Source organism: Acinetobacter sp. WCHAc010034, assembly GCF_001696615.3.
GTDB lineage: Bacteria > Pseudomonadota > Gammaproteobacteria > Pseudomonadales > Moraxellaceae > Acinetobacter.
Map to the genome: position 1 here is coordinate 2812549 of NZ_CP032279.1, position 25802 is coordinate 2838350.

The 25802-nt window shown below is 52.1% G+C and carries 22 protein-coding genes; 10 read left to right on the forward strand and 12 right to left on the reverse strand.

What is annotated here, in order from left to right; translation table 11 throughout:
* Nucleotides 1-96 precede the first annotated feature (96 nt).
* On the forward strand, nucleotides 97-1536 hold the full coding sequence (locus BEN74_RS15145) for a PLP-dependent aminotransferase family protein (RefSeq protein WP_068912003.1): 1440 nt from the start codon (nucleotides 97-99) through the stop codon (nucleotides 1534-1536).
* A 104-nt stretch (nucleotides 1537-1640) separates the two neighbouring features.
* On the opposite strand, the gene BEN74_RS15150 is transcribed toward BEN74_RS15145, so the two are convergent.
* Complete coding sequence (locus tag BEN74_RS15150; protein WP_068911765.1) at nucleotides 1641-2096, reverse strand: GNAT family N-acetyltransferase; 456 nt, start codon at nucleotides 2094-2096, stop codon at nucleotides 1641-1643.
* Between the two features lie 267 nt (nucleotides 2097-2363).
* Nucleotides 2364-3557 (reverse strand): benzoate/H(+) symporter BenE family transporter, encoded by a 1194-nt coding sequence (locus BEN74_RS15155; protein ID WP_068911767.1) that lies wholly within the window; start codon nucleotides 3555-3557, stop codon nucleotides 2364-2366.
* Nucleotides 3558-3723: 166 nt separating this feature from the next.
* On the opposite strand from BEN74_RS15155, the gene BEN74_RS15160 reads away from it, so the two are divergent.
* Nucleotides 3724-5202: a PLP-dependent aminotransferase family protein gene (locus tag BEN74_RS15160; protein WP_068911769.1), complete on the forward strand. Its 1479-nt coding sequence runs from the start codon at nucleotides 3724-3726 to the stop codon at nucleotides 5200-5202.
* Nucleotides 5203-5310: 108 nt separating this feature from the next.
* Here the strand turns inward: BEN74_RS15160 and BEN74_RS15165 are convergent, their stop codons facing one another.
* The 8 genes from BEN74_RS15165 to BEN74_RS15200 all read right to left on the reverse strand — a co-directional run bounded on the left by BEN74_RS15165 (nucleotide 5311) and on the right by BEN74_RS15200 (nucleotide 12059).
* Nucleotides 5311-6192, reverse strand: a complete 882-nt coding sequence (locus BEN74_RS15165) for a SphA family protein (RefSeq protein WP_068911771.1) — start codon at nucleotides 6190-6192, stop codon at nucleotides 5311-5313.
* A gap of 121 nt (nucleotides 6193-6313) precedes the next feature.
* Entirely contained in the window at nucleotides 6314-7234 is a 921-nt protein-coding gene (gene catA, locus BEN74_RS15170) for a catechol 1,2-dioxygenase (protein ID WP_068911773.1), read from the reverse strand.
* A gap of 138 nt (nucleotides 7235-7372) precedes the next feature.
* Nucleotides 7373-8434 (reverse strand): NADH:ubiquinone reductase (Na(+)-transporting) subunit F, encoded by a 1062-nt coding sequence (locus tag BEN74_RS15175; protein ID WP_068911775.1) that lies wholly within the window; start codon nucleotides 8432-8434, stop codon nucleotides 7373-7375.
* A gap of 12 nt (nucleotides 8435-8446) precedes the next feature.
* The gene (locus BEN74_RS15180) at nucleotides 8447-8809 is read right to left on the reverse strand and encodes a phenol hydroxylase subunit P4 (RefSeq protein WP_068911777.1); all 363 of its coding nucleotides are present in this window, start codon (nucleotides 8807-8809) and stop codon (nucleotides 8447-8449) included.
* A 69-nt stretch (nucleotides 8810-8878) separates the two neighbouring features.
* Entirely contained in the window at nucleotides 8879-10414 is a 1536-nt protein-coding gene (locus BEN74_RS15185) for an aromatic/alkene/methane monooxygenase hydroxylase/oxygenase subunit alpha (RefSeq protein WP_068911779.1), read from the reverse strand.
* 52 nt (nucleotides 10415-10466) lie between these two features.
* A complete protein-coding gene (locus BEN74_RS15190) occupies nucleotides 10467-10736 on the reverse strand; it encodes an MmoB/DmpM family protein (RefSeq protein WP_068911781.1) in 270 nt (89 codons plus the stop codon).
* Between the two features lie 12 nt (nucleotides 10737-10748).
* Entirely contained in the window at nucleotides 10749-11750 is a 1002-nt protein-coding gene (locus tag BEN74_RS15195; RefSeq protein ID WP_068911783.1) for an aromatic/alkene monooxygenase hydroxylase subunit beta, read from the reverse strand.
* 18 nt (nucleotides 11751-11768) lie between these two features.
* Entirely contained in the window at nucleotides 11769-12059 is a 291-nt protein-coding gene (locus BEN74_RS15200) for a phenol hydroxylase subunit (protein ID WP_068912005.1), read from the reverse strand.
* A gap of 393 nt (nucleotides 12060-12452) precedes the next feature.
* On the opposite strand from BEN74_RS15200, the gene mobR reads away from it, so the two are divergent.
* The 6 genes from mobR to BEN74_RS15230 all read left to right on the forward strand — a co-directional run bounded on the left by mobR (nucleotide 12453) and on the right by BEN74_RS15230 (nucleotide 20291).
* The gene (mobR, locus tag BEN74_RS15205) at nucleotides 12453-14132 is read left to right on the forward strand and encodes a phenol degradation transcriptional regulator MobR (protein WP_068911785.1); all 1680 of its coding nucleotides are present in this window, start codon (nucleotides 12453-12455) and stop codon (nucleotides 14130-14132) included.
* A gap of 627 nt (nucleotides 14133-14759) precedes the next feature.
* Entirely contained in the window at nucleotides 14760-15569 is an 810-nt protein-coding gene (locus BEN74_RS15210) for a PP2C family protein-serine/threonine phosphatase (protein ID WP_068911787.1), read from the forward strand.
* A gap of 218 nt (nucleotides 15570-15787) precedes the next feature.
* Nucleotides 15788-17287, forward strand: a complete 1500-nt coding sequence (locus BEN74_RS15215; RefSeq protein ID WP_068911790.1) for an MBOAT family O-acyltransferase — start codon at nucleotides 15788-15790, stop codon at nucleotides 17285-17287.
* Nucleotides 17274-18368, forward strand: a complete 1095-nt coding sequence (locus BEN74_RS15220; RefSeq protein WP_068911792.1) for a DUF459 domain-containing protein — start codon at nucleotides 17274-17276, stop codon at nucleotides 18366-18368. The genes BEN74_RS15215 and BEN74_RS15220 overlap by 14 nt, the downstream gene beginning before the upstream one ends.
* A gap of 26 nt (nucleotides 18369-18394) precedes the next feature.
* Nucleotides 18395-19666 (forward strand): GDSL-type esterase/lipase family protein, encoded by a 1272-nt coding sequence (locus BEN74_RS15225; RefSeq protein WP_068912007.1) that lies wholly within the window; start codon nucleotides 18395-18397, stop codon nucleotides 19664-19666.
* Nucleotides 19667-19826: 160 nt separating this feature from the next.
* Nucleotides 19827-20291, forward strand: coding sequence for a hypothetical protein (locus BEN74_RS15230; RefSeq protein WP_086374287.1), 465 nt, complete (start codon nucleotides 19827-19829; stop codon nucleotides 20289-20291).
* Between the two features lie 244 nt (nucleotides 20292-20535).
* Here BEN74_RS15230 and BEN74_RS15235 read toward each other — a convergent pair whose 3' ends face one another.
* Both BEN74_RS15235 and paaZ read right to left on the reverse strand, forming a co-directional pair.
* The gene (locus tag BEN74_RS15235; protein ID WP_068911794.1) at nucleotides 20536-21972 is read right to left on the reverse strand and encodes a spinster family MFS transporter; all 1437 of its coding nucleotides are present in this window, start codon (nucleotides 21970-21972) and stop codon (nucleotides 20536-20538) included.
* Nucleotides 21973-22165: 193 nt separating this feature from the next.
* Nucleotides 22166-24277, reverse strand: coding sequence for a phenylacetic acid degradation bifunctional protein PaaZ (paaZ, locus tag BEN74_RS15240; protein WP_068911796.1), 2112 nt, complete (start codon nucleotides 24275-24277; stop codon nucleotides 22166-22168).
* A gap of 261 nt (nucleotides 24278-24538) precedes the next feature.
* Here paaZ and paaA point away from each other — a divergent pair, with 261 nt between their 5' ends.
* Together paaA and paaB are read left to right on the forward strand one after the other, a co-directional pair.
* Nucleotides 24539-25480, forward strand: a complete 942-nt coding sequence (gene paaA / locus BEN74_RS15245; protein WP_068911799.1) for a 1,2-phenylacetyl-CoA epoxidase subunit PaaA — start codon at nucleotides 24539-24541, stop codon at nucleotides 25478-25480.
* Between the two features lie 28 nt (nucleotides 25481-25508).
* On the forward strand, nucleotides 25509-25799 hold the full coding sequence (gene paaB / locus BEN74_RS15250) for a 1,2-phenylacetyl-CoA epoxidase subunit PaaB (protein WP_068911801.1): 291 nt from the start codon (nucleotides 25509-25511) through the stop codon (nucleotides 25797-25799).
* Nucleotides 25800-25802 lie beyond the last annotated feature (3 nt).

A 25802-nucleotide genomic window follows, 5' to 3' on the forward strand; every position in this document is an offset into this window, starting at 1 on the left:
TGTTCAGTTGATTTGCCGTCAGGGCCAGTGCAGAATAAAAATTCTGTGGATTAATTAAAATATCCAGTTTTTAAAACTTATATGGGCCAGAAGCTTATGCGCCAGCCTTGGAAAATCCGCCTGCATCTGGCAGACCGGGAAGAGAAAACGCTTTTTTTAAAGCTGGCTAATCAGGTGATTCAGGAGATTCTGTCCGGCAGGCTGACTCAGGGCGCGCGCTTGCCCGGTTCACGGACGCTGGCGGATGAGCTTGGCATTAACCGCAAAACCGTGCAGTCGGTATATGAAGATTTGGAAGCGCAGGGCTGGCTGGTTTCAAAAGCGCGGCAGGGCACTTTTGTTTCCGAATATTTGCCGGACTTGAATGCTCAGCCTGCTGCTTCTGTTCAGCTGCAGCAGGCCGCGCCGGCAGCATCAGCCCAGGTGCAGATGAAAAATGACGGTGTTCCTGACAACCGGCTGATTCCGTATGAACTGTTTTCCCGCGCATACCGGCATGCGCTGATTCAGGTTACGCGCCATCAAATTATGGGCTACGGCGATCCGCAAGGCAGTTCCGAGCTTCGCCAGGCCTTGCTGCATATGCTGTCTATGGAACGCTTTATTCAGGCTTCCGCAGAGAATATCTGTGTGGTCCGCGGCAGCCAGATGGGGATTTTTCTGGCGGCCCGCGTTCTTGCCCGGCACCAGCCGCAGCGCAGTGTCATTGTTGTGGAGCAATGGGCTTACCCGCCGGCAGTGGAAACTTTTCTGTCCAATCATTATCAGATTATCCGGGTGCGCCTAGACCGGCATGGCCTGGATACGGAGCACCTGACTGAAATTTTGTCCGCGCATGCGGTCGCTGCCGTGTATACCACGCCGCATCACCAGTATCCAACCACTGTGACGATGCCGATGGAGCGCCGGCTGAAGCTGCTGGAACTGTCTAAAGCTTTTGATTTTTATATTATTGAAGATGATTATGACCACGAATTCCATTATGACAGCCGGCCGGTTCCGCCGCTGATCAGCCTGCCGGCAGCGGATAAAGTCATTCATATCGGCTCGCTGTCTAAAGTATTTGCGCCCAGTTTAAGGATTGGCTATGTGGTCGCCGGCTTGCAGATTGTTCAGGCGATGAAGCAGGACATTCTGCTGATTGATAAGCAGGGCAATGCTATTACTGAATTGGCGATGGCTGAGCTGATGCAGCAGGGGGAAATTAAGCGCCATATCCGCAAAATGCGCAAGATTTACCAGCAGCGCAGGGATTTTGCGCTCAGGGCCTTTCAGCAGGTTTTTGACTGCCGGGCGGCAATTGCGGCTCCTGCCGGCGGCATGGCCTTATGGGTGAAATTCAACTTTCCTTATCAGCCGCAGCATGCCGAAGCTTTAAGGCTGCTGCAGATTGACTCAGAATATGATTTCGGTTCGGCGCCTGACCCTGCAGCCGGCAGCTTTCATATCCGCTTTGGCTTCGCGGCCCTCACTGAAGCGGAAATCAGCCGGACTGTGCAAAGGCTGCATCAGGCGCTGCTGCCTGATGATTCCTAAGCGGCAGCTGCCGGTGCAGATCAGATGCGGATGATGCCATGCGTTCCGCTGCTGTCCTGCCTGACATAAAAACCGGAAACAGAGCGCTTCCGGTTTTTGCTGCATCAGTTTAAAGGCATGCGGTATTCAATCACGCCCGGCTTTTCCGCAATCCAGTCATAGAGCTTCTGCGCCGTGCGGTTGCTTTCCTGTGTGTGCCAGTATAAACGCGCGCAGTGCTGATGAAGCGCCTGCTGCTGCACATATTCGATCAGGCGCTTGCCGATCTGCTGGCCGCGGGCTTCGGATGAAACATATAAGTCTTCCAGATAGCAGAAATTCTGTTCGGCCCACGTGGAGCGGTGGATGACGTAATGCACAAAGCCTAAAACCTGTCCGCCATGTTTGGCGACGGCGCAATAAACCGGCTCTGCATCATCAGAAAAGCGCTGCCATGTGCTTTGCGTTACCGCGCTGGACAGCGCCACTTTGTAAAAGTTCTGGTAAGCCAGCCAATATTCCACCCACTGCGGGTAGTCCTGCTGCGCTGCCGGGGCAATTTGAATCGCTGAATTTTCCACTGATATTCTCCGTTATGCTGGGGGATGATGAAATAGGAGAAACGAGTGTAGTTTTTATTGCGGTATCTTGATAAGGCACACTTTTGATATTTTTGACAGTACCAGTTTGCTGATGCGCATCCGCGGATATGCCTGCGCGCAGGCTCCGCCGTGCTTCCTTTTTGATTTCAGCAGCCCCAGCATTCGGTAAAAGAATGCCGGGCTTTGGCGAGAAGCAGCTGCTTAAGCTTAGGCATTGGCCTTTGATTGCGCCCTGAACATCAGGGCTTATTTTTTCCAGAATTTGCCATTTAAAATGGCATAGGAAATTAAGCCGAAAACCAGCCCCCAGAAAGCGCCGCCAATGCCGAACAGGGAGATATCGGCTGCGGCTGCCAGGAAGGTAATCAGCGATGCTTCACGGGCTGCGCTGTCGCTCATGGCATTTGCAAGGCTTCCGGCAATGCTTCCAAGCAGCGCAAGGCCGGCCAGCGTGCTGATGAATGCGGCGGGGAACGCCGTAAATAAGGCCGCCAGCGTTACGCCGAAGATGCCGACCAGAATATAGAAAATTCCGGCAGCAATCCCTGCAATCCAGCGCTTTGACGGGTCTGGATGCGATTCCGGGCCTGTGCAGATGGCCGCGGTAATGGCCGCCAGATTAAATGCATGCGAGCCGAATGGCGCCATGATCAAGGACCCCAAGCCGGTCAGGCTAAGAATCGGCCTTAGGCCGGTTTGATAGCCGTCATTGCGCAGCACCAGCAGGCCGGGCATATACTGGCCTGTCAAGGTGATTAAAAATAAGGGCAGGGCGACGCTGAGCAGCGCATTGACTGAAAATTCCGGCGCAGTAAAAACCGGGCTGGCCAGCTGCAGCGCAAAACCGGAAAAATCAATCCGCGCCTGCAGCAGCAAAAAAATGAAGCCGAAAACCAGCACGCTGACCACGGCATATCGTGCGGAAATCCGCTTCGCCAGCAGGTAAATCAGGAACAGCATTATGGCTAAAACTGGGTCGATGCTGATGCTGGAAAACGCGCCGATGCCGAACTGCAGCAGGATTCCCGCCAGCAAGCCTGAAGCGATGCTGGGCGGAATGAAGCGGATCAGTTTTTCAAAATATCCCGTGAGCCCTAAAATGACAAAGGCCAGCGCGGAAAGCAGATAGGCGCCAATGGCTTCGGCATAGGGCACCGCTGCCAGCGCTGTGATCAGGAAGGCAGCTGCCGGGGTAGACCATGCGGTAATTACCGGTTCCCGGCTGAGCCAGCTTAATAATATTCCAGTAATGCCGACGCCGATGGAAATAGACCAAACCCATGATGCGGTGAGTTCAGGGCTGAGACCTGCTGCTTTTGCGGCCTGAAAGATCAGAATAAAAGTGCCGCCATAATTCACAATGACTGAGACCAGCCCGGCAATGACCGGATGCATCAGGTCTGATGAATAATGGCGCAAAGAATGCTGCGGAGAGTGCATAAGCCCGTCCCTGAGAGGTGTTGATTATGAATGGAGGTCCGCAAATCGCTTGAGCTGGATGCTGATTTTTTCTCAATGTTTTGCGCTGGAGCAGCTGAGTGTAGTTTTTGCTGTGGTATTTTTATAAGATACACTTCTGATATTTTTGACAGTACCAGTTCTGATTATGGCTGCACCGGCATCTGCTTATTTCCCGCATCTGATTTTGCCTGCAGGGCAGATTAAAGACGGCTTATACAGCGCTTTGCGCGATGCGGTGCTGGATGGGCGCCTGAGCTCCGGCACCAAGCTGCCGTCCAGCCGCGCCTTGGCGGAAATGATGTCGATTTCCAGAAATTCGGTACTGGCTGCGGTAGAGCGCCTGCTGGATGAGGGCTATCTGGTCACTAAGCCGAGTTCCGGCACCTATGTGGCTGAAATCATTCCGGATCAATTGATTCATGTTCAGCAGGACTTAAAGCAGCCCTCAAGAAGCCAGCCTCAGCGTCTGAATATCAACCCTCACATCGCCGGCCTGCTGCAGGCTTGGCGGCAGCAGAATATCTCAGGGCAGGGGAAAAAAATATTTCATGTTGGGGTCGGCTGTGTTGATTTATTTCCGCATCAGCTGTGGGGGAAATTATTGGGGCGCGCCTGGCGCCAGTCCCGCAGCCAGTTAGGGCAGCAGCATGACTGCCGCGGCTATCTGCCTTTGCGTCAGGCCATTTGCGCTTATGTGCGTTCCACGCGGGGGCTGAACTGCAATGAACAGCAGATTCTGATTGTGAACGGCACGCAGCAGGCGATCCATTTGGCGGCCTATGCGCTGCTGCAGCCGCAGGATCAGGTCTGTCTGGATGAGCCGGGCTATGACGCGGCCTTAAGCATTTTCCGCAGCTTCGGCCTGCAGGTTCATCCGGCCGGCAGCGATGATGAGGGAATGAAAATCCCGGAGCTGATCAGCCGCTATCCTGAAAGCCGGCTGATTTATACTGCGCCGTCTCACCAGTTTCCTTTAGGCGGCACGCTGAGCCTAAGCCGCAGATTTGCGCTGCTGGAATGGGCGGCAAGCCGGCAAAAGTGGATTTTTGAAGATGACTACAACAGTGAGTTCAGATACGGCACGCATCCCATTCAGGCGCTGCAGGGGCTGGACCAGCAGCAGCGGGTAATTTATTCCGGCACTTTTTCCAAAATGATGTTTCCTGAATTCCGCTTAGGCTTCATGGTTGTGCCGGAAGCTTTAACCGAAGCTTTCAGTTTTGCCAAATATCATACCGACACGCGCAGTTCCTATCTGGAGCAGGCTGCTTTGGCTTTGTTCATTCAGGAAGGCCACTATGCGCGGCATGTGCGCAAAGTCCGCAAAGCCTGCCACGAACGCCAGCAGGCTTTAATTGCGGCGCTTCAGCAGTTTCTGCCGGAGGTATTGGAGGTTCAGCCTACAGACTCCGGCATTCATCTGGTCTGCTGGCTGAAAGGCGGGTGGACGGAGCAGGGTTTTATTGAGAAGTGTGTGGAAGCAGATCTGGCCGTTCAGCCCTTATCGCGCTATTGCCAAAGCGCCTATGCCAAAGCCGCGGTGCTGTTCGGCTACGCTGCCCATACGCCGGAGGAAATCACGGCGAATATTGAAAAGCTGGCGCAGCGCATCGGCAGGGGATAACCCAACTTAGGACTTTCCCAGCAGCCGGGCTATCGGCATAGCCCGGCAATGCGCATAAGCAGCCTTGCCACATTAGGATGCGCCTCAGGCGGGGCTGGAAGCGTGGTGCTAAAAAGCCCAGACCAGTTTCAGCAGGCCGGTATGCCCTTCGGGGCGGTTTTCCACACGGCTTTCTTTTAAGTATTTGGCTTCAATTGACCAGTTTTCATCCTGATACTGGATGGCGGGGCCTACAGCAAGCACTTGGCCTTTCTGGCCAATATCGGCGCCGTTGACCCGGTCGGACGTGGCCTGCTTGAACGCATAGCCTTGCACCGCCAGCTTGACATGCTCGCTGAGCTTATAGCCGACGCTGTAGTCGCCGGCAAAATATTCGCCGGATTTGTAATGCGTATCGTCATTTTCATCGTTAAAGCTGTAAGACAGCTTGGCGGAAATATCCAGGCCGTTTGCCGGAGCATAGCTGTAGGCGATAATCGGCCGGATGGTGTTGTAGTTCTTGCCGGTATTGGCCACCACAGGCCGCGCGGCTGACGGCGCATCATACTGTCCGGTGGCTAAAACACCTTCAATGGCTCCAATCCAGTGATGGCTGCCGCTGTGCCAGCCCAGCATGGAGCCTAGAACTAAATCGCCCAAGGCCGCATTGCTGTCAGACATGCCGGCCGCAGCCAATCTTAAATCGACCAGAGGCTGGGCCGCATAAAAGCCCAGCTGGCCGCCAAGATAGTTCTGTTCAGTCATCCAGACTAAGCGCGGGATGACGGCATTGACATCAAGGTGGAAGCCTTCCGGCCCGCGCTCAAAACTGCCGGCATGGTAATTTTGATAATAGCTGAGCAAATACAGGCCTGGAGACGGCAGCGCGCCGGCCATCATGCCTTCCGCGCCTAAGGCGAATGAATCCGCGCCGTTTTCGGTGGCAAAAGCTGGAATTGCAGCAAGGCTGAACAGGGCGGCGAGGGCAAGCTGCTGAGCGGTTTTTTTCATAGAATATCCTTTTCAATGATTTTTAAGGTGACCGTTGGCGCTGAATCGCTTCAGGGCGGGTCGATTATTGTGAGTCGGCGGCGGCGCCATCAAAGCAGGCTTGAGTGGCGCCGGCACTGCATTAAGCGCTGGCGCGGTGGCGCTCGACTTCGGCTGCTGGCGCCTGATCCGCGTCTTTGACCAGTTCAAAGTTGAAGGTGATGTGCTTAAAAGGCTTGTCCAAACCGCGGCGCGCAATTTCAGCTTCATCCGCAACATCTGCGGCGGCGGCGATCAATCCGTCGCGCGTGGCGAAAGCGAAGTCATCCCACAGGTATTTGTCGCCTTCAATGTTGAGTTGCGTGGTCAGCTTGCGGAAGCCCGGCGCAGAAATGAAATAATGCACATGGGACGGGCGGTTGCCGTGGCGGCCCAGCTTATTCAGCAAAGCCTGCGTTGTGCCTTCAGGCGGGCAGCCGTAGCCGACCGGCATGGTGGTTAAAGCGGTGTATTTGCCATCGGCGCCGGTTAAAATCGTGCGGCGCAAGTTGAAATCGGACTGGGACTTGTCAAAGAAAGAATAATTGCCGAGGCCATTGGCATGCCAAATTTCCACTTTGGCATTCGGAATAATATTGCCCGCGCCATCGGTGACGGCGCCTTCAATAATCAGCGTATCAATATGGCCGGATTCTGTGCCGTCATCCATGCGGGCAAAGCCGACAGATTCCGGCGCGCCGGCAACATACAGCGGGCCTTCAATCGTGCGCGGCGTGCCGCCTGCAATTCCGGCTTTGGCGTCCGCTTCATCGGCGCGCAGGTCCAGATAATGCTCCAGGCCTAAGCCGGCAGCCAGCAGCCCAAGCTCATTGGCCTGGCCGGCATCGCTCAGGTATTCTAAGCCTTTCCAGACTTCGCTTTGAGAAATATCCAAGTCTTCAATGGCCTGGAACAAGTCGCCCAAAAGGCGCACCACAATCTGCTGCACGCGCTGATCCACTGCGCCAGAGGCGGTGTCCACATTCATTTGCTTGACTAATCTGTCGATTTCTTGACGGTTCATTTTTATCTTCCTTTGATATTGCAATAGGATCGGATGATCTGGAACGGACATGAAACAGATCATCCGAAAAGGGCAAGAACCATGAGGGTTCTGATTTCTGGATATTTAAAGCCTTTAAATATCCGCATTTGGGCGCGCTTAAATGTGCCGGAACAGCGCTGAGCGGGACTGTCCGGCAGCGCCGTCGGCCGCGCTTAAAAAGCGCTCGGTATGAATGTCTTTTTCAAACAGCCGGCTTTGCATCAGGGTGGAAATGGCGGCGTCAATCATCGGCGGCGGGCCGCACAGGTAGGCTTTATGCCCGCTGCACTTGTTTTCAAAATAATCCGCAACCGCTTCATGCACAAAGCCGGTGAAGCCCGTCCAGCCGTCTTCGGCTTTCGGCGCATTCAGCGCAGGAATGTAGCGGAAGTTCGGGTAGTCTTTAACCAGCTGCTCAAATAGGCTGCGGTTGTACAGCTCGGCTACATCGCGCGCGCCCTGAAACAGGTAAATGGTGCGGGTTTCGCCCTGTTCCAGCAGGTCTAAAATCATTGACTGCGGGCTGGACAGGCCTGAACCGCCGGCAATGAAAATGACGTCTTTTGCATCTGACTTGCGCACAAAGAACTGCCCATAAGGCCCTGAAATCTGCAGCTCATCGCCGGCCTGCAGCGCTTCATGCACATAGGCGGTGGCAGCGCCACCCTGCACCTGGCGGATATGCAGCTCAATCACGCCGGATTCGCTTGGCGGATTGGCAATCGAAAAAGCGCGCGTGCCTTCAATATTGGGAAATTGAATATTGACGTACTGCCCGGCCTGAAAGTCCATCGGCCGGTCAATCTGCAGGCGCAGGCCTTTAATGGTTGGTGAAAGGTCGCGGATTTCCAGCACTTTGGCCTGATAGTCCTGCACCAGATAGCCGAGGAAATCCTCATCTTCATCGACATCGGCTTCAATCACCATGTCAGATTCAGGCCTGCAGCAGCAGGCCAGCACTTTATTTTCTTCGCGCTCGATATCCATCAGCGCAAAGGGGGATGCTTCGCCGAGGTCATAAAAACCGTCGATGACTTTGACTTTGCAGGTGCCGCAGGTGCCGTGGCCGCAGGCGAAGGGCAGCCATACCCCTTGGCGCAATGCCGCGTCTAGGATGGTTTGGCCTTCCTCAACATCAATGGCTGTGCCGAGAGGCTCAATGGTAACTTGGTAGCTCATGTGGCCGCTCCTTTAGACATGGCTGCCTTGCCAGCCGGTTAAACCCGGGGTGACAAAGCGCAGCAGCGATTTATGATCAAAGCCTAAATCGCTTAACGTTTTAGAAAAATCTGCATTCAAGGGCTGGCGGTTTAAGCTGAACTGCGCCTTGGACCAGTCAATCTGTGCAAAATCCGGATGCTGATGAAAGCCGGCCTGAATCTGCTGCTCAATCAAGTCCTGCAGCGTCTGCTGCGGCGAAACCAGAAATGCATGCGCTGAACAGAAGAGGGTGTGCTGATCCCAGCCGATAAACAGCAGCATGCTGCCGCCGTAATGCTGCTGCAGGTCGCGCGGCTCAAATTGATAGTTGTCCTGAATTGCTTGTACGGGCATGAGAATACTCCTGAATTCCTTGAGTGAAGGCCATCCGCATCATGCGATGGCCGGCTTTCCTGTATGCGCTTATGCAACGCCTTTCCATTTTTTCCAGCGCTGCTGATCCGGCGAGCCTTCAATATCCAGATTGTCGGCGCCGACATTGAAGTTGTAATAGTCGCGCAGGATCGTTTCTAAATCAGGCCCGCCGCAATTGCCCTGCAGAATCTGGTGCACCGGCAGCCAGGCCTGGATGTATTTCTCCGGCTCGCGCTCAAATATGTCATGGCAGCCGTCTGAACAGGTGTGGTAGCGCTCGCCCTGATAGACTGAGTCACGGTAGCTGAACTGGGTTGGGTCGCCGTCCATTTCGGTAAAGGTCATTGGAATCTGGCAGACCTGGCACAGCTGCGGCAGGCCTGCGCTGTAGAAGCGCTTGCCTTCCGCTTCCATCTTGCGCGCCAGCTCCCATTTCGGGCGGTAGTATTTGTCAAAGGTGTCCGGATATTTCGCCGACAGCCAGTCCATTTCTTCATCGGTGGGAATCCAGGTATGGAAACCGGCAGCATGGCCGAAGTTGTAGAAAATCCACCAGGCCTGATGCGATACGTGCTCTTTTTCCTTTTCAATTACTTCCGAATATTTCGGCATGCGGATGCCGTAGCGGCTCAGGTCTTTAAACAGCGCGCCGCCGGCTTCTTCAAAGTAAGTTTCCCAGGCTTCTTTCCAGGACATCACTTTGTTCGGCAGCATGTAATCCATCATCATGCCGACAATGGACAGCAGGCGGGTGCCGCGCCAGAACCATTTATCAATCCATTCCTGCACAATCGGCACGTTGTCTTCATGCTGTTCCAGCAGGAATTTCACAATTTCCAAGCCCAGCGTCATGTGGCGCGCTTCGTCTGACTGCGCGCTGAAGCCGAAAGTCACGGTCGCCATGTCGCCGTTGTAGGCCGCGCCCGACATGAACGGCACAAACAGCAGGTTGGTCAGCACATATTCAAAGGCGAAGCTGATCGCCAGCAGGAACTCAAAAGGCCCGGCGGAACGCGCATCTTCAAAGAACGATTTCGGCACAGACAGGTACCAGACGCGGTCATGCATGTGCGCCCAGTCCTGAAAGCCGTCAAAGAACTTGTTGTAATGGCTCATGGCGTGAATCTGGGTCTGCACATGGCGCAGTTCATCAATTGACTGCATTTGCGAGGCAATCCGCGCGCCGATGCCGCTGAACTGCCGGCCTACATGCGCATAGCCTTGATAGGCTTGATATTCCAGCGGCGTCACCGCAGTTAAAAACAGCTTGATGGCGTTGATGTAGCGCTCATTCGAGACATTCATCTGGCCATTGTTCTGGGCAAAAGCGTCAAAAATCGCATACAGCTTTTTCTCTTTTTCCGCCTGATATTTCCAGTAAGAGTCCATAGTCAGGCGGAACGGATCTTCCCATTTTGACCAGTCGGTGATTTTGATGCCTTCAAACTCTTCATAAGGGAAGGCATCTTTGCGGTCTGCATAGGAAAACTTCCAATCCAGATCGCGGGTCAGCATGCGGTAGCGGTCTTTGGCATTCAGTTTTTTAGCGGCGGTTTCAGCCGCTGTTTTTGCTTGAGTATTCATCTTGATCATCCTGTTCAATTTTTTACTGTTCAGCTTTTGAAGGGCCGAAGCTTTAATTCCATTTCAGGGTAAAGGTGTCGTCGTCTTCATCGACATTGCCGCCGAGCGTGATCATGTTGAGCTGCAGCTCCTGAATGTCCCAGTCCTGTCCGAGTTTTTCCGCAACCGTTTCGGCGCGGATGACCAGCTGCGATGCGCTTTCCACCCGGATCATCGCCGGCAGGTATTGAATGGAGGCTTCCGGGTTGTCCTGCTCAATCGCTTCAATGATGTAGCGCGATGTGTCGTTGTCCTGCAGGGCTAAATAAACTTTAGAGCTCATGATGGCAATTCCTTAGGCTGCTTTTTCAATTGGGGCGAAGCCGGCTTTTCTGCTGCGTTCGGCAATTGCAGCAAGGCCCGGTTCAATTGCTGAATCATTTAAAGCCAGCGCTGCCCATGCGCTGAACGCGTGCTGCGCCTGAGGCAGCAGTTCCGCCATCCAGTGCTGCAGCAGTGCTTTATTTGCCTCAGATTCGGCGGCCGCCAGCTTCAGCACAGGGTCTGACCATTTGCGCAAATCGGCCAGGCAGTCCTGCATGAATTCGGTCAGCATCGCGACATCGCGCGCGCCGTGATCCACCAGCCACTGGTCAAACTGGCCGTAGACCAAAGCTTGCATCAGGCTGTCAATCAGCAGATTTTGCAGCAGGTACAGCTTGAACCAGTCCTGTTCAGTCAGGCTCTGTTCGCACAGCTGGCGCAGCGGCTGCCAGGCCGGGTCATGCATCCAAACCTCTTTGGCCTGCTGCAGCGATTCGCCGGTATTGCCGTCCAGTAGCAGGCCAATGCGCGAGATGTACTGCGCCATGCCTAGGCGGTCCATGGCGGCGAAAATGCAGGCCTGGGTAATGACGGTGCCGTAGCCGTAGGCGCTGCCGGACATCATATGCAGGTTGGCGGTCTGCTCGACATAGCGGAAGGGCAGGAAACAGGTGATGATCTTCTTTTTCACTTCTGCGCTGATATTGGCGGCTAAGCCGCGCTTTTCAAAAAAGGCATAATTGCTTTCTGCGCTGTCCTGCAGGCGCGCGCGGTGCTGCACATAGGCGCCGTAATAAAACTGGCGCGGGTCTTTAAAGGCATACCAGTCCTGCATTTGCAGCGTGGTATGGGTATGATCATTCAGGGTTTTATCCGGTTTCCAAAGCGGCCGGTAATGAAAGTTGGCTGCGCCCTGCACATCAAAGCTGACTTCCTGATAGCGGGTTGCCGGCTTGCCGCCAAAACGGCGCTCAATATAGGCATAGGTTTGGCGGATCGGCTCTAAACTGGAGGTTTTAATTTCTAAAGTCATCACAATTTCCTTATGGGCTTAAGATGGATCTTCTTGATCTAAATATTCACGGGCTGGGCTGAGCAGGGTTGGTTCAACGCCATAGCGCCATTTGTCTTCCTGCGCGTCATTCCATGCCTGCTGTTCCTCGGTCATTTCCACAACCTGATTGATGGCGCAGAAGTGCTGAAAAGCCTGCTGCGGCAGAACCAGCTCGACAAATAAAGTCGGGTCGTGAATGGCGAAATCGAATTCAACAAACTTGGCATGGCGCTCACCGGTAATGCGGATGTATTTGGTCAGCTGATCCGGCGGTAGGGCTGGGGTCATTTTGAGCATCCTTCTGTCTCTTGCCGCTGAAGTCATTTCAGCGCCGAATTTTTTATTTCCTGAGCTATGCATTTCAAAAGCCGTGCCAACTTTAATTAATATAATTTAATCAATGGTTTACTGTTTTTATGGTTTTTTTGAAGCGCGGAAATTTCATTGAATGATGAAATGCGCAAGCGCCGGTTTCATCAAATCATGAAGAGAGGAAAATTCAGGCCAGCCGGTCCGCAGTTTGAGCAGAAGCATGAATTATTTTTATCTGATTGATTTTATTTGGTAAAAATATGAATACCTTGCGGGTATATTATTATGACAATAAGGTAGTAAAGCTTTTCAGCCGGGATTGGTTAAGATGAAGGCATCGGACATATAGCCAAGGATGGATATTCAGTCATGCCTCAAGCCAAAGATGCAGCCTTCTATACCCAAATTTTAGAAAAGAATAAGGATATTCAGGACCTGCTGGATAAAATTCAGTTTGATACCCGGCACGGAAAAATCTGGTTTGAAGAAAACCGGATGCTGCTGATGCACAGCAGCATTATGGGCTTTTTAAGAAAAGACCTGCATGACATGCTGGGCTGGGAAAGAACCAAGCGCTTTTTTATCCGCTGCGGCTATCAGGCCGGCGTGCGCGATGCCGAAGTGACCTCTAAGCTGCGGCCGAATTTGAACGAAGCGGAAGCCTTTATGGCCGGCCCGCAAATGCACGGCATCCGCGGCATGGTGCAGGTGGAAGTCAATCAGCTGCAGCTGAATCATGATCAGCATCAGTTTTATGCGGATTTCAACTGGCGCAATTCATTTGAAGCCGAAGTGCATCTGAATGAGTTTGGCGCTTCAGATGAACCGGCCTGCTGGATGCTGCTGGGCTACGCCTGCGGCTACAGCAGCCTGGTCATGGGGCAAACAATCATCTATCAGGAAACCCATTGCGTTGCAAAAGGCGATGACTGCTGCCGAATTATCGGCAAGCCGCTGAAAGAATGGGAAAATGCCGAGGAGCTGACTCAATTCATGTCGCCGGACCCGGTATCGGATGAATTAATCGCGCTGCAGGCTGAGCTGAATGAGCTGAAGAAAAATATTTACAGCAATGTCGAAGCCGATTACACCATGTTCAATTCGGTTGGCGAATCGGCAGCTTACCGCAATGTATGCGATTTGCTGAAAAAGGCGGCCGGCAGCAAAGTTGCGGTGCTGCTGCAGGGCGAAACCGGGGTAGGCAAGGAAGCCTTTGCCCGCGGAATTCATGAGGGCAGCCTGCGCAAAGGCCAGCCCTTTGTCGCCGTGAACTGCGCCTGTATTCCGCCGGATTTGATTGAGGCGGAGCTTTTCGGGGTCGAAAAAGGCGCATTTACCGGCGCTACGCAAACCCGCATGGGGAAATTTGAGCGGGCGCATCAGGGCACAATTTTCCTGGATGAAGTGATTGAGCTGTCGCCGCGGGCGCAGGCGGCCTTGCTGCGCATGCTTCAGGAAGGCGAATATGAGCGGGTCGGCGATCACCAGACCCGGACCGCCGATGTGCGCCTTGTGGCCGCCAGCAATGAAGACCTGGAGCAGGCGGTGAAGGACGGGCGCTTCCGCGCAGACCTGTATTACCGGCTGAATATTTTTCCGGTGACGATTCCGCCTTTGCGCGAGCGCCGTGACGATATTCCGCTGCTTATCCAGCATTTTTTATCCCGTTTTGAAAATATGTACGGCAAAAACCTGAAAGGCCTGAGCGACAAAGCGAAAAATTTTGCCATGACTTATGAATGGCCGGGCAATATCCGCGAATTGGAAAACCTGCTGGAGCGCGCAACGCTGCTGACCGATCACCAGCAGGAAATCAAGCTCAGCAGCCTATTTCCGCAGATTAAGCAGGATGCTGAACCTGCGCCTGCAGCCGTAAATTTAGATGCGCTGCTGCAGGCCGGCTTCTGCCTGGAAGAGCATGAAAGGCAGCTGATTGCAAATGCCATGCAGAGGTCATGCAGAAATATTTCTGAGGCTGCGCGCTTGCTGGGCATCAGCCGGGCCGCTTTGGATTACCGCTTGAAAAAGCAGGCAGTTAAGGCGAAGTAGTGGTGCTATAGTTAATTACCTAAATAGCAGCCATACCAAAAACCTCCTGAAATCATATTTTATGGCAAATTATGTATGGTACAGATTTAAAAACTTAGCTATATGGTAGCTAAGTTTTATTAAATGACTCCGCGAAAATCCCTTTAGCTTTCTAGGCTCGTGAGTAAAGTAAAATTTGGATACGCGAGTGCGGCAAGGATGCCGCACGTTGCCCATCACGGCATGGATGCCGTGTATGGGCAACAAAAGACTTTTGCTACTTTGGGTCTTTCCAAAGTAGAGTCTTGCCTGCGCGAAGACGTTTGAACTTCTAAAGGAAAATGAGGCAGTTCAAGCGCTATAATAAAATCATCTAAATAGTTAATACGCTAAAAATCCAATAAAAGCATATTTTATAGGAAAGTATGCGTAATACAGGCTTTAGCTATATACATCTTGTTACATTCTTAAAGCATCGATTGCTAAATTTTTCAGCCCTTATTTTGAATACAGATTGAAGCAGGCAAAATAAGAGTGAATTTAAATGCAGGTATGCATGCACCGCGGCGCAAACCAAATCGTCGGCTCATGTGCCGAGCTGAAATATAAGCAGCTCCCCAAAAAATCATTAAATGGAGCAGGCGGAAAATGGCCAGCTATGAAATGCAGGGCTTGACTTGGCAAGCGCTGAAGAAAAATCAGCAGGATGCGATTCTGATTGCGGGCAGGGTCATTCAGCATAAGGGAATTTACAGCAAGCCTTTTCTTTTTGATGCGCATGAATCCTGGTGCGCAGCGGTGGCTGACGGGATCAGCAGCCACCGCCATTCCGGAATGGCGGCGCATCAGGTGCTGGAAACGGTTCAGCGCTATTATACGCAGCATGAGCAGGATATTAAATTTGCCTATATTCAGGATGAATTATGCAGGGCGCTGGATCATGCCGGTTTAAATGATCCGGAAGATGCTGAAGGCAGCTTAAGCTGTGCGGAAACTTATGGCGCCGGCACAACAATGGCGCTGGCGCGGCATGCAGCGGCGGATCCGCCAAACCTTATCCGCATCCAGTCCCTAGGGGACAGCCGCGTTTATGCATTTTGCAGCCTGCAGCGGAAATGGCAGCCCTTAACATTGGATGACAATTTTTATAATGAGCTGGCTGGGCTGCATGCTTTGGAAGGCCAGGAGCTGGCGTCAATCTACGATGTTTTAACAGGTTTTTTTTGCGCGGACTGGCAAGAAGAGGTGGCTGAAAAAAATACGGTCAGGCATCAGGTGAAAACAGGCGATGCGCTTTTGATCTGCACTGACGGGGTGTATGACGCAATGGAGCATGCGGAATGGCCGCCTGTCGCTTTAGGGCAGCCGCTGAAAGTCTGGCTGACTGAATTTTATGAAAGCATTAAATACCGGGCAGGAGACAATCTAAGCTTAGTCTTGATCCGGGTGAATTCTTGAAATTTTAAAAATATTAATAAAATCATTTTATTAAGTAATTGTTAAGGCCTGCTGCCCAAGCCCGTTTTCTGGCCGGCATCGCGCCTGCTGGCGGGCCGGCAGCCTGAGCGCAGGCGCTGACTGCGCAGCTGAGCTTTTCCCGATGCAGCGATATTGTTTAAGCCTGCTGCCTAGGGTATATTGTGCCAAAATTTTTACTCAGTATAAGTTATTATAAGATGTTTTCGTTTTTGTCCATCGAATTCGCCCTGGCATTCATTGTATTTTTCTGCATTTACTGGGCATTCAGGGCCAAGCCTCAAATTCAAAACCTCATTATCGCGGCGGCCAGCTACGGCGTCATTTACCTCATGGCGGGCGCGGCGGCGCCGGCAATCCTCTTCGCTTTCAGCATCGTTATTCACCTGATTGTCTATTTAATGAGCAGGTATGAGGCCCATAAAAAAAGCCTGCTGATTTTAGGCATCGTGATAACGCTGCTGCAGCTCAGCTTCTTTAAATATTATGACTTCTTTAAAGGCGCAGTTTCCGCCTCGCTGAATGCAATGAATTTGGACGGCAGCGGCTTGGCTGCCAATCTGATTCTGCCTCTGGGCATTTCCTATTATTCCTTTCAGGCCATCAGCTATCTGGTCAGCCGCTACCGGGACACGCCGGAAGTGCCAAAATTCAATTTCGCGCAGCTGCTGATGCATTTTTCATTTTTTGCCACCATCACTGCAGGGCCGATTGCCCGCGCGCAGAGCGCAAAAGGCCTGACCGATATTGATGATCAGCCTTGCGGCATGAGCGCGCAGATCAGAAGCGCCGAACCGCGGAGCATCATCTATCCCGGCTTGGCCTTGGCTTTAATTGTCATCGCCCTGATTAAAAAATGGTGGATTGCCGGCTGGCTGGCGGACAACTGGGTCAACCCGGTATTTGCCAATCCACTGCAATACCACAGCTTAGAAATCTTGGCGGCGATTTACGGCTATACCATTCAGCTGTTCCTGGATTTTTCCGGCTACAGTGAAATGATGATCGCGTTTGGCCTGCTGCTCGGTTTCAGGCTGCCGGTCAACTTCCGCGCGCCGCTGCTGGCGCACAATATCCGCGATTTCTGGGACAAATGGCATATCAGCCTGTCCACATGGATCCGCGACCACATCTATATTCCGCTCGGCGGCAGCCGCCACGGCTTTGCCAGAACGCAGTTCAACCTGCTGGCCGCCATGGTGCTGTCAGGCGTGTGGCATGGTTCAGGCTGGAATTTCTTCCTGTGGGGGCTGTTTCACGGGCTGGCCTTGGTGCTGCTGAACATCAGCGACAAGGCCTATGAAAAAATCTACAAGGTCAGCGCCAGGGAAGCGCGGGACGCGGTCTACAAATCCAGCCTTCTGGGCAAGGCGGTCAGCGTTTTCGTCACCGTGAATTTTGTCTGCTTCTGCTTTGTATTCTTCAGGGCCAAAACTTTCGAAGAAGCGCTGCAGGTATTTCAGGCATTATTCCAGAACTATATGAATGTCCAGTGGCTGAACAATCCGCTGTACTTGCTGGGCCTGATGGCCGTGGCCTGGATCGCTTATCCATTTGCGCGGCAGTTCGGGCAAAGGCTCAAAGCGCATTATCCAAAATTTCCGCAGTACCGCGTGATTGTGCCTTTATTCATGATTTTTATGCTGATTGTAATTTGCGCGCCTTCCGGCATCCCAGGGTTTATTTATGCAAACTTCTAATAATAACTATCCAGATTTAGTCAGCCCTCCGGACGGCCTTGAACAGCAGCAGCCTGAGGCCGCCGCCGTGCAGGATACGCACCTGCGCGGCGTCTGCTTTGTGCTGGCGGTGCTGCTGAGTTTCGGAATGCTGGGCATCTGGATCATGCAGAATTCGGTCAATGCCTATTTCCAGCAGACCTATCACCGGGAAAGCCCGCTGATGCAGCTGGGGGATTATTCATTATGGGCCAAGGGCGGCAGCATCGGCGATGCCTTATATGCTTCGCATGGCGTGGCCAAAGCCGCCATTGAGGAACAGAATGGCCTGCTGGTGAACGGCTTTAATGCCGATTATGCGTTTACGCCGGAATTTAAAGCCGAACTCGCCAGAAAAATCCAGCTGGAGGAAATCAGGCTGGCGCAGGAAAAAGCCGCCATCGCGGAAAAAGCCCTGCTTGACCAGTTTACGCTGACCAAGGCCGATGAAATCTTCTTTGCCGGCGATTCGCTGATGCAGGGCGTTGCGCCGCATGTGCAGAAGCATCTGCAGCAGGGCTATCAGATTAAATCGGTCAACTTGAGCAAGCAAAGCACCGGCCTGTCTTATCCGGGCTTTTTCGACTGGCCTAAAACCATTCAGGAAACCTTGGCGTCAGGCCAGAACATTAAAATCCTTGTAGTATTTTTAGGGCCGAATGACCCTTGGGATATGCCGAATCCGCAGGGCGGAAGCTACCTGAAATTCAAGTCGCCGCAATGGGAAGCGGTTTACCGTTCGCGCATTGCCGGCATCATCCAGACGGCGCAAAGCCATCATGTCAGCGTGATGTGGCTCAGTCCGCCGAATATGGGCAAGCCGATGCTGAATGAGCAGATGATTTATTTAAATAAAGTAATTGCCGATGAGGTGAAAAAGAACAAAGCGTTCTTTATTGATACCCGCCCGCTGTTAGGCGGAAAGAATGACGTTTACAGTGATTATCTGGTTAAAAATAATCAATCCATTAAAATGCGTTCAGCTGACGGGATTCATTTTTCTCCAGACGGTCAAAAGATCATTGCGCAGGAAATTGAAAAGCATCTGAAAATTGTAAATTAATGAAAAAAACCGGATTGATAACAAGCATGTCTTATAAGCGCAAATCATTCGCCGCTTTTGCTGCAGCGCTGGCCTTTTCCATGGGCGCCAGCGCGGGCAATTTAAGCAACTTCAATGAGCCGAATACCGCCAAATTCATTCAGGCGCTGAACAGCCGCTCGGTGCATGTGGTGCAGCTGGGCGACTCGCATACTGCAGCCGATGTCTGGACTGAAACGGTCCGCGAACAGCTGCAGAGTGCCTTGGGCAATGGCGGCATGGGCTGGGGCATGCCGATGTATTTTGCCGGCCAGCGCCTGGCGGAATACGGCTATGACAATTCCGGCTGGCAGCCGGTTTCAAGCCGGACAGAGCGCAATCAAAACTATGCGCTTGGCGGGCTGCTTGCTGTGCCGCGCTATTCCGGCGCGACTTTGACAATCAAGCCGAAGCAGAGTGAGCAGGAGCAGGCGGTTACCGTCAGCCTAAGGCAGGCTGCCGGCGACGGCGACTTCACTGCAGTGGACGCCGCCGGAAGAAGCTTCTCTTTTGGCGCGCCGGTCAAAGACGGCACCTGGCAGACAGCGCAGTTTAACGCCAAGCTGCCTTTTACCGTTACCGCGCAGAATACCCGGGATTCCGCGATTGGCGGCTGGTGGGCAAAAAATGCCAGCGGCGCGGGCGCAGTCGTTTCCGCGCTGGGGATTAATGGCGCAGAACTCAGCTACTGGAATCACTGGAGCAATGGCTGGAAAAAAGAGCTGGGCGCTATTGCGCCGGAGCTGATTGTGCTGGCTTACGGTACAAATGAGGCTTACGGCAACCCGAATATTGAGCAGGCACGAAAGCTGTTAAGCGCTAAAATTCAGGAAATCCGGCAGGCCAGCCCCGGCAGCGCCGTCATGATTGTTTCAGCGCCTGAAAGCCTGAAAAGCACGGCAGGGCAATGCGGCCGCAGGCCGGATAAGCTGACTGAATTTCAGGAAATGCAGGCTGAAGTCGCGCAGCAGCAGCGCACGATGCTGTGGAACTGGCAGCAGGCTATGGGGGGCGCATGCTCCATGAAGAGCTGGATCAGCCGGGGCGAGGCCCGCGGCGACGGCGTTCACTTCACCGCTTCAGGCTATCAAAAGCTGGGCAGAATGCTGGCTGCAGATCTGCTGGATTTAGCCGGAAATCCGGCCGGCGCCATGCGTTCCAATCCATCTTCAGGCCAGAACGCTGGCGCGGCCCAGCAGCCAGTTTCATCTTCCCGCACATTGGGCTACGGTGAAATCTGTGAAGAAGGCGGGAAAAACTGCAGAACATTCAGGTTCTAAAATGGCGTCCTGATCGTAAAAAATAGCGGTGCGGAAATGCCTTGCACCGCTATTTTTTTAGCTGCGTATCAGTTTTGCGCATACCCGCAGCTTTTCTTGCGCCACGGCGCAATCGCGATTAGTATTTAATTTTAAATATCAAATACTTTGAGTTAAAATAATGAAACTGAAAATTGTTCTAAGCGCATTATGCATTTTCTCTTCAGGCGCAGGCTATGCCAATGCGCCGCAGCAGGCAAAAATCAATGCGGTCAAAAAAATATATGCAGATCAGTTAAATGAAGACTTGATGGGGATTGATATCTTAAAGCTGCATGCATCTCCGGAGCTGCGCAAGCTCATTCAAAAGCGCGACGCCATTGCCGAGCGCCATGAAGGGGACATGTGCGGGTGGGTGCGGCCAGTGCTGATTCCGGGCAGTGATTATGATGTCCGCGCGAGCCAAATCAAATATTCAGCATTGCCGAATGGCCGGGTGCGCGCGCAGGCGAAAAATTTCGGAAAAAGCTTCCATGTAGATTTTGAGCTGCAGTGTGATGCGCAGGGATGCAAAATTGCGGATGTTTATGACCCAAGCAGCTATAAAAAAGAGCTGACATTGATTGTCAGAAACGGCACCTGCTGATTGGAGGGCTGCCGGAAGCCATTGGCAATTTAAGGCATGCTGGCTTGCTATATCTGGCCTGAGCAGCTGGCATCGGCGGATCGTCAGCAGGCTTTAAGGAGCTATCTCGCTCATTTTAAAAGTGACGCGGGCTCAGGCTGAATGAGGCGGCGCCGGAACAGCAGTTTAAAGCCCTGCGGTTCCGGCGCTCAGCTTCAGCCTATCAGGCGCTGCCTCAAATTCCTTGCGGTTTTCGCGCTTCAGCTTATTCCGCCAGATTCTCCGCTTTCATGCTCTCCCTGTAGTATCGGCAGCCTTTGTACAGCAGGAAGACCCCAATTACGCCGGCAACAGCATTTACAATGGAAATTGAATTGCCGACCATCACGGTATTTTGGAAATACTTATCGGTAATGAGCGCTACAGCGGTAGTGCCGATACCGAGCGCAATCAGGTTGGAAATCAGCAGGAACTTTGCAGATACCTGAGCGCGAAGCTGGTTCGGCGTCAGCATTTGCGTCGCCGCCGCTGAGGCTGGAATCGGGAAAGTTGAAAAGAACATGGCGACAAAAATCAGCGCAAATGACGCTTGCATGCTGTCGACTTGAGTAAACAGAACACTTGGCACAATTAAAGCAGCACAGCCGATCATGCCGGTACGGATTGCTGCATCGCTGCAGCCGCGTTTTGAGAAAAAGTCGATCAGCCAGCCGCAGAATAAAGCGCCTGAAGTATTCGCCACTAAAATAATGATGCCTAGAATATAGCCGGTTTGGCTGGCATCTAAACCGTGATTGCGCATGTAAAATGCCGGCGCCCAGCCTAACAGCGAATACAGCATCATGGTGTAAAAAGAGAATCCGATAAAATGGCAGAAGAAAGTCTTTTTATGCGCCTTGATAAATGCCACAGAGTTTTTAAAGGATGCCTGTACGACTTGACCATCTTGACCAATTTTTAAGCCTTTGCGTTCCGGTTCACGCACCGTCAGAATCATCAATAGCGCCAGCAGTACGCCTGGCAAGCCGACAATCATAAAGGTCAGCTGCCAGGTTTTAATTTCGCCAATTAGCGGCAGCATCACAAAATTGACATCTTTCAGCAGGCCAATAACATAGCCGCCAATCAGAAAAGCCAAGCCTGAACCAATAAAGGCGCCAATGGCATATACGCCCAGCGCGCGGCCCAGTTTATCTTTCGGAAATAAGTCAGCAACAATTGAATAAAATGCAGGGGAAAGCGCTGCTTCACCCGCGCCGACGCCTAAGCGCGCCAGGAACATTTGAATGAAGTTTTTGCTGAGGCCGCAGGCAGCCGTTGCAAAGCTCCAAAAGGCAATGCCGGCTGCAATGATTTTAATCCGTGACTTTTTATCCGCCAGGGCAGCAATCGGCACACCCATAAAGGCGTAAAACAGTGAAAAAGCTAAACCTTGCAGCAGGCTGAATTGCGTATCGCTCAGCATTAAATCGTGCTTAATCGGTTCAATCATTAAAGATAAAATCTGCCGGTCTACAAAGGACAGAATGTAGGCCACCATGCAGATGATCACAACGTACCACTGGTAAGCGCTGCGTTCTGATGATGCAGGCTCAGTGTGCGCCGGCGTTTGATCCGGGACAGGCGCCTGTTCAAAATTTAGGGTTTGGGGCTGAATATTCCCTTCAGCCGCATCTATTTCTAGAGATTTATCATTCATCATGCAACTTCCTGTGCTGATTGTGTGAGATAAAATGATACTTTTGTATTTAATATTATTTTTATTATGTATCGTGTTTCTTTAATTTATGGGTTAATTCAGGCTTCGTCAATACAATTCTGATTAAAAGGATACAATTAATTTTTTAATTTAAAAAAAAGGAATCATAGTGATTCCTTTTTCTCTGAGCTAGGGCTTAGGCGCCGCGTTCTACCAGCGTGAGAATGTCATAGGTTGCCACCAATTCATGGCGCTGGTTTTTCACTTTGATGTCCCAGACCACCACGCCGTGCGGTTTTTGATTTGGGTCGCGCTGCTGTTTTGGCGTTTTCTGCTTGCAGGTCAATTCGACCTGAATGGTGTCGCCAATTTTTACAGGCTCTACAAAGCGCAGGTTGTCCATGCCGTAGTTGGCGATGACCGGGCCTGCTGCGGCGTCTACAAATAAGCCGGCCGCTGCTGAAACAATGAAGTAGCCATGGGCAACCCGCTCACCGAACAGGGATTCTGCAGCCGCAATTTTATCCATGTGCGCATAGAAATGGTCACCGCTGAGGCAGCCGAAATTAACAATATCCGCTTCCGTGACCGTGCGGCGCGCAGTCAGCAGGCGTTCGCCGACACGAAGTTCATCAAAGGATTTTTTGAAGGGATGTACGCGGTCTTCAAATACTTGCGCGCCTGCTGTCCAGCTGTGGCCCACTTGGGTCATGGCATTTGGCGAGCCTTGAATGGCGGTGCGCTGCATATAGTGCTTAACGGCGCGCAAGCCGCCAAGTTCTTCACCGCCGCCGGCCCGGCCCGGCCCGCCATGCACCAGATAAGGCAGCGGAGAGCCGTGGCCGGTGCTTTCTTTGGCGCTTTCTGCATCCAGAATATGCACGCGGCCATGCCAAGGGGCAATTTTAGCGACTAAAGATTCAATGTTTTCATCTGTATTGCGCACAATAGACGCCACCAGGCTGCCTTCGCCGCGCGCAACCAAGTCCGCCAGCTGTGTTGAATTTTCATAGGGCATTAAAGTCACGACTGGGCCGAAAGCCTCAATGCGGTGGATGTTTTTGGCTTGGCTTGGCTGTTTGCAGACTAAAACCGCCGGCGGATAGAAAGCTGCTTTTGCAGGATTTGGCGATTGAATTTCTACGTCCTGACGCAAATGGCTGCCGTACACAATTTCAGCCTCCTGGCTGAGCTGTTCAACCTTGGCGGCCACATCATGCTTTTGCTTTACGCTGGCAAGTGTGCCCATGGTGACGCCGTCATCCGACGGATTGCCTACAGTAACTTTTTTCAGTTTTTCGATTAAGCGGCTTTGCACGCTGTCCAGCAGGGCTGCCGGCACAAAGGCGCGCCGGATTGCTGTGCATTTTTGCCCCGCTTTGGTGGTCATTTCACGGAACACTTCACGGACAAACAGGTCGATGGTTTCGTCATTGGCTTGCTCAGTCAAAATAGCGCTGTTGACTGAATCCGCTTCCATGCTGAATGGGATGGAGCAGGCATTTAAATGCGGATGCGCGCGGAGCTTTTGCCCGGTCGATGCTGAACCTGTAAAAGTAACCGTATCCTGCGGGTTAAGATGATCAAGCAAATCATAAGTTTGACCGCAAATCAGCTGCAGTGAGCCTTCTGGCAGAAAGCCGCTTTCATGCAGCGCTTTCACTACTGCATGCGTCAACTCAGCGCCTTCAGTTGCCGGTTTGACAATGCAGGGCACACCCGCCAGCAGCGCTGGCGCGATTTTTTCCAGCATGCCCCAGATCGGGAAGTTAAAAGCATTGATATGCACAGCAACGCCGGCTTTCGGGCTCAGAATATGCCTGGCGCCAAAAGTGCCCTGTTTTGACAGCGGAATCCAGGCATCCTCAACTAAAGCAGTTTCATCACTCAGTTCACGGCGCACAAGGCTGGAGTAGGCAAATAAGGTGCCGATGCCGCCTTCAATATCAATCCATGCATCCTTGCGGGTGCAGCCTGTCGCCTTTGCCAGCTCATAGTATTCTTCTTTGCGCTCCAGCAAGTACTGCGCAGCCTGCTTCAGGGCATTGGCGCGCTGGTGGAATGTCCAGGAGGCAATGGCTGAACCCTTTTGCTTGGCATAATCCACAATGGCTTGGGTGTCGATGCCCTGGCTGCCGACCTGATAAATCGCTTCGCCGCTGATGGCGTGATAAACCGTGCGCAAATCTTGCTGCGCGGTATAGGCTTGGCCATACACAAGGGAACTGAGCGCCTTGACGGAAGGCGCTGAGGCGTACTGATCTGCCTGACCGGTTGCTGCTGAGCTGCTATTGTCTAACTCCAACATCTTAAAACTCCATTTATGATACGTTTAACAATTAATTTTAATTTTGATGTTTCATAATTTGTGTTTAAAAAACAAAAAAGTCAATCATAATTGTATGGTTAAAGCGCAATACCAAAGTATTAATAAAATAAAAATGATTAAAAATAATATCTTAAGATGTTTTAATGGAATAATTTAAATGATACTTATAAATATGTATTGATTTTAAATATGTATCGTTTTAATTTAAATGCATCAACACTTGGGATAAGTGAGGGAATCATGGACAAGAAGCAGCAAATATTTGAGCAAAATATTGAAAAGGATATTTCAATCGAGCCGAAGGAATGGATGCCGGATGCTTACCGTAAAACATTAATCCGCCAGATTGGCCAGCATGCGCATTCGGAAGTGGTTGGCATGCTCCCGGAAGGCAACTGGATTACCCGCGCGCCGTCTTTAAAGCGCAAAGCGGTGCTTTTGGCCAAGGTGCAGGATGAAGCCGGCCATGCGCTTTACCTGTACAGCGCGGCTGAAACACTGGGCGCAGACCGCGATGACATGATGGATAAGCTGATTGCAGGGCGCATGAAATATTCATCTATTTTTAACTACCCGACACTGAGCTGGGCCGATGTCGCCGCGATTGGCTGGCTGGTTGATGGCGCGGCGATTGTGAATCAGGTGGCGCTATGCCGCACATCTTATGGGCCGTATGCCCGTGCTATGGTGCGCATCTGCAAAGAAGAAAGCTTCCATCAGCGTCAAGGTTTTGAAGCAATGATGGAATTGGCAAAGGGCACGCCGGAGCAAAAGCAGCTGGCGCAAGATGCAGTCAACCGTTTCTGGTGGCCGGCGCTGATGATGTTTGGCCCAAGCGATGACAATTCGCCGAACAGCGCGCAAAGCATGGCGTGGAAAATCAAATTATTCAGCAATGATGCGCTGCGTCAGAAGTTTGTTGACAACACCGTGCCGCAAGTGCTTCAGCTTGGACTGACCATTCCTGATGCCGATTTGAAATTCAATGAGCAAACCGGCCATTACGAATTCGGCGCAGTGAATTGGGATGAATTTTTTGCCGTGATTGCAGGCAAAGGCCCATGCAATCATGAGCGTATTGAAGCGCGCCGCAAAGCATGGGAAGGCGGCCGGTGGGTGCGTGAATCAGCCGCGGTATTTGCGCAAAAGCAGCCGCATCAGCCAGCGCAAAAAGTCGCTTAAAGTTTAGAAAATAAAGGGAAGCACAGTCATGGATAACAAAAAAAATTGGTCTTTATATGAAGTTTTTGTCCGCAGCAAGCAGGGGCTAAGCCACCGCCATGTCGGCAGCCTGCGCGCGCCGGATGATGAAATCGCATTGCAGAATGCGCGTGATGTTTATACCCGCCGCAATGAAGGCATCAGCATTTGGGTGGTGAAATCTGAACTGATTACCGCTTCTCAGCCAGATGAAAAACCGGAATTTTTCGATCCGTCTTTGGACAAGGTATACCGCCATCCGACTTTTTACCGTATTCCAGACGGCATTGAACACATGTAAGGC

Excerpts from the sequence above, each read along its gene's own strand:
- BEN74_RS15145 (WP_068912003.1), top strand. The coding sequence starts at position 97 with ATGCGCCAGCCTTGGAAAATCCGCCTGCATCTGGCAGACCGGGAAGAG.
- BEN74_RS15155 (WP_068911767.1), bottom strand. The coding sequence starts at position 3,557 with ATGCACTCTCCGCAGCATTCTTTGCGCCATTATTCATCAGACCTGATG.
- BEN74_RS15160 (WP_068911769.1), top strand. The coding sequence starts at position 3,724 with ATGGCTGCACCGGCATCTGCTTATTTCCCGCATCTGATTTTGCCTGCA.
- BEN74_RS15165 (WP_068911771.1), bottom strand. The coding sequence starts at position 6,192 with ATGAAAAAAACCGCTCAGCAGCTTGCCCTCGCCGCCCTGTTCAGCCTT.
- catA (WP_068911773.1), bottom strand. The coding sequence starts at position 7,234 with ATGAACCGTCAAGAAATCGACAGATTAGTCAAGCAAATGAATGTGGAC.
- BEN74_RS15175 (WP_068911775.1), bottom strand. The coding sequence starts at position 8,434 with ATGAGCTACCAAGTTACCATTGAGCCTCTCGGCACAGCCATTGATGTT.
- BEN74_RS15180 (WP_068911777.1), bottom strand. The coding sequence starts at position 8,809 with ATGCCCGTACAAGCAATTCAGGACAACTATCAATTTGAGCCGCGCGAC.
- BEN74_RS15185 (WP_068911779.1), bottom strand. The coding sequence starts at position 10,414 with ATGAATACTCAAGCAAAAACAGCGGCTGAAACCGCCGCTAAAAAACTG.
- BEN74_RS15190 (WP_068911781.1), bottom strand. The coding sequence starts at position 10,736 with ATGAGCTCTAAAGTTTATTTAGCCCTGCAGGACAACGACACATCGCGC.
- BEN74_RS15195 (WP_068911783.1), bottom strand. The coding sequence starts at position 11,750 with ATGACTTTAGAAATTAAAACCTCCAGTTTAGAGCCGATCCGCCAAACC.
- BEN74_RS15200 (WP_068912005.1), bottom strand. The coding sequence starts at position 12,059 with ATGACCCCAGCCCTACCGCCGGATCAGCTGACCAAATACATCCGCATT.
- mobR (WP_068911785.1), top strand. The coding sequence starts at position 12,453 with ATGCCTCAAGCCAAAGATGCAGCCTTCTATACCCAAATTTTAGAAAAG.
- BEN74_RS15210 (WP_068911787.1), top strand. The coding sequence starts at position 14,760 with ATGGCCAGCTATGAAATGCAGGGCTTGACTTGGCAAGCGCTGAAGAAA.
- BEN74_RS15215 (WP_068911790.1), top strand. The coding sequence starts at position 15,788 with ATGTTTTCGTTTTTGTCCATCGAATTCGCCCTGGCATTCATTGTATTT.
- BEN74_RS15220 (WP_068911792.1), top strand. The coding sequence starts at position 17,274 with ATGCAAACTTCTAATAATAACTATCCAGATTTAGTCAGCCCTCCGGAC.
- BEN74_RS15225 (WP_068912007.1), top strand. The coding sequence starts at position 18,395 with ATGTCTTATAAGCGCAAATCATTCGCCGCTTTTGCTGCAGCGCTGGCC.
- BEN74_RS15230 (WP_086374287.1), top strand. The coding sequence starts at position 19,827 with ATGAAACTGAAAATTGTTCTAAGCGCATTATGCATTTTCTCTTCAGGC.
- BEN74_RS15235 (WP_068911794.1), bottom strand. The coding sequence starts at position 21,972 with ATGATGAATGATAAATCTCTAGAAATAGATGCGGCTGAAGGGAATATT.
- paaZ (WP_068911796.1), bottom strand. The coding sequence starts at position 24,277 with ATGTTGGAGTTAGACAATAGCAGCTCAGCAGCAACCGGTCAGGCAGAT.
- paaA (WP_068911799.1), top strand. The coding sequence starts at position 24,539 with ATGGACAAGAAGCAGCAAATATTTGAGCAAAATATTGAAAAGGATATT.
- paaB (WP_068911801.1), top strand. The coding sequence starts at position 25,509 with ATGGATAACAAAAAAAATTGGTCTTTATATGAAGTTTTTGTCCGCAGC.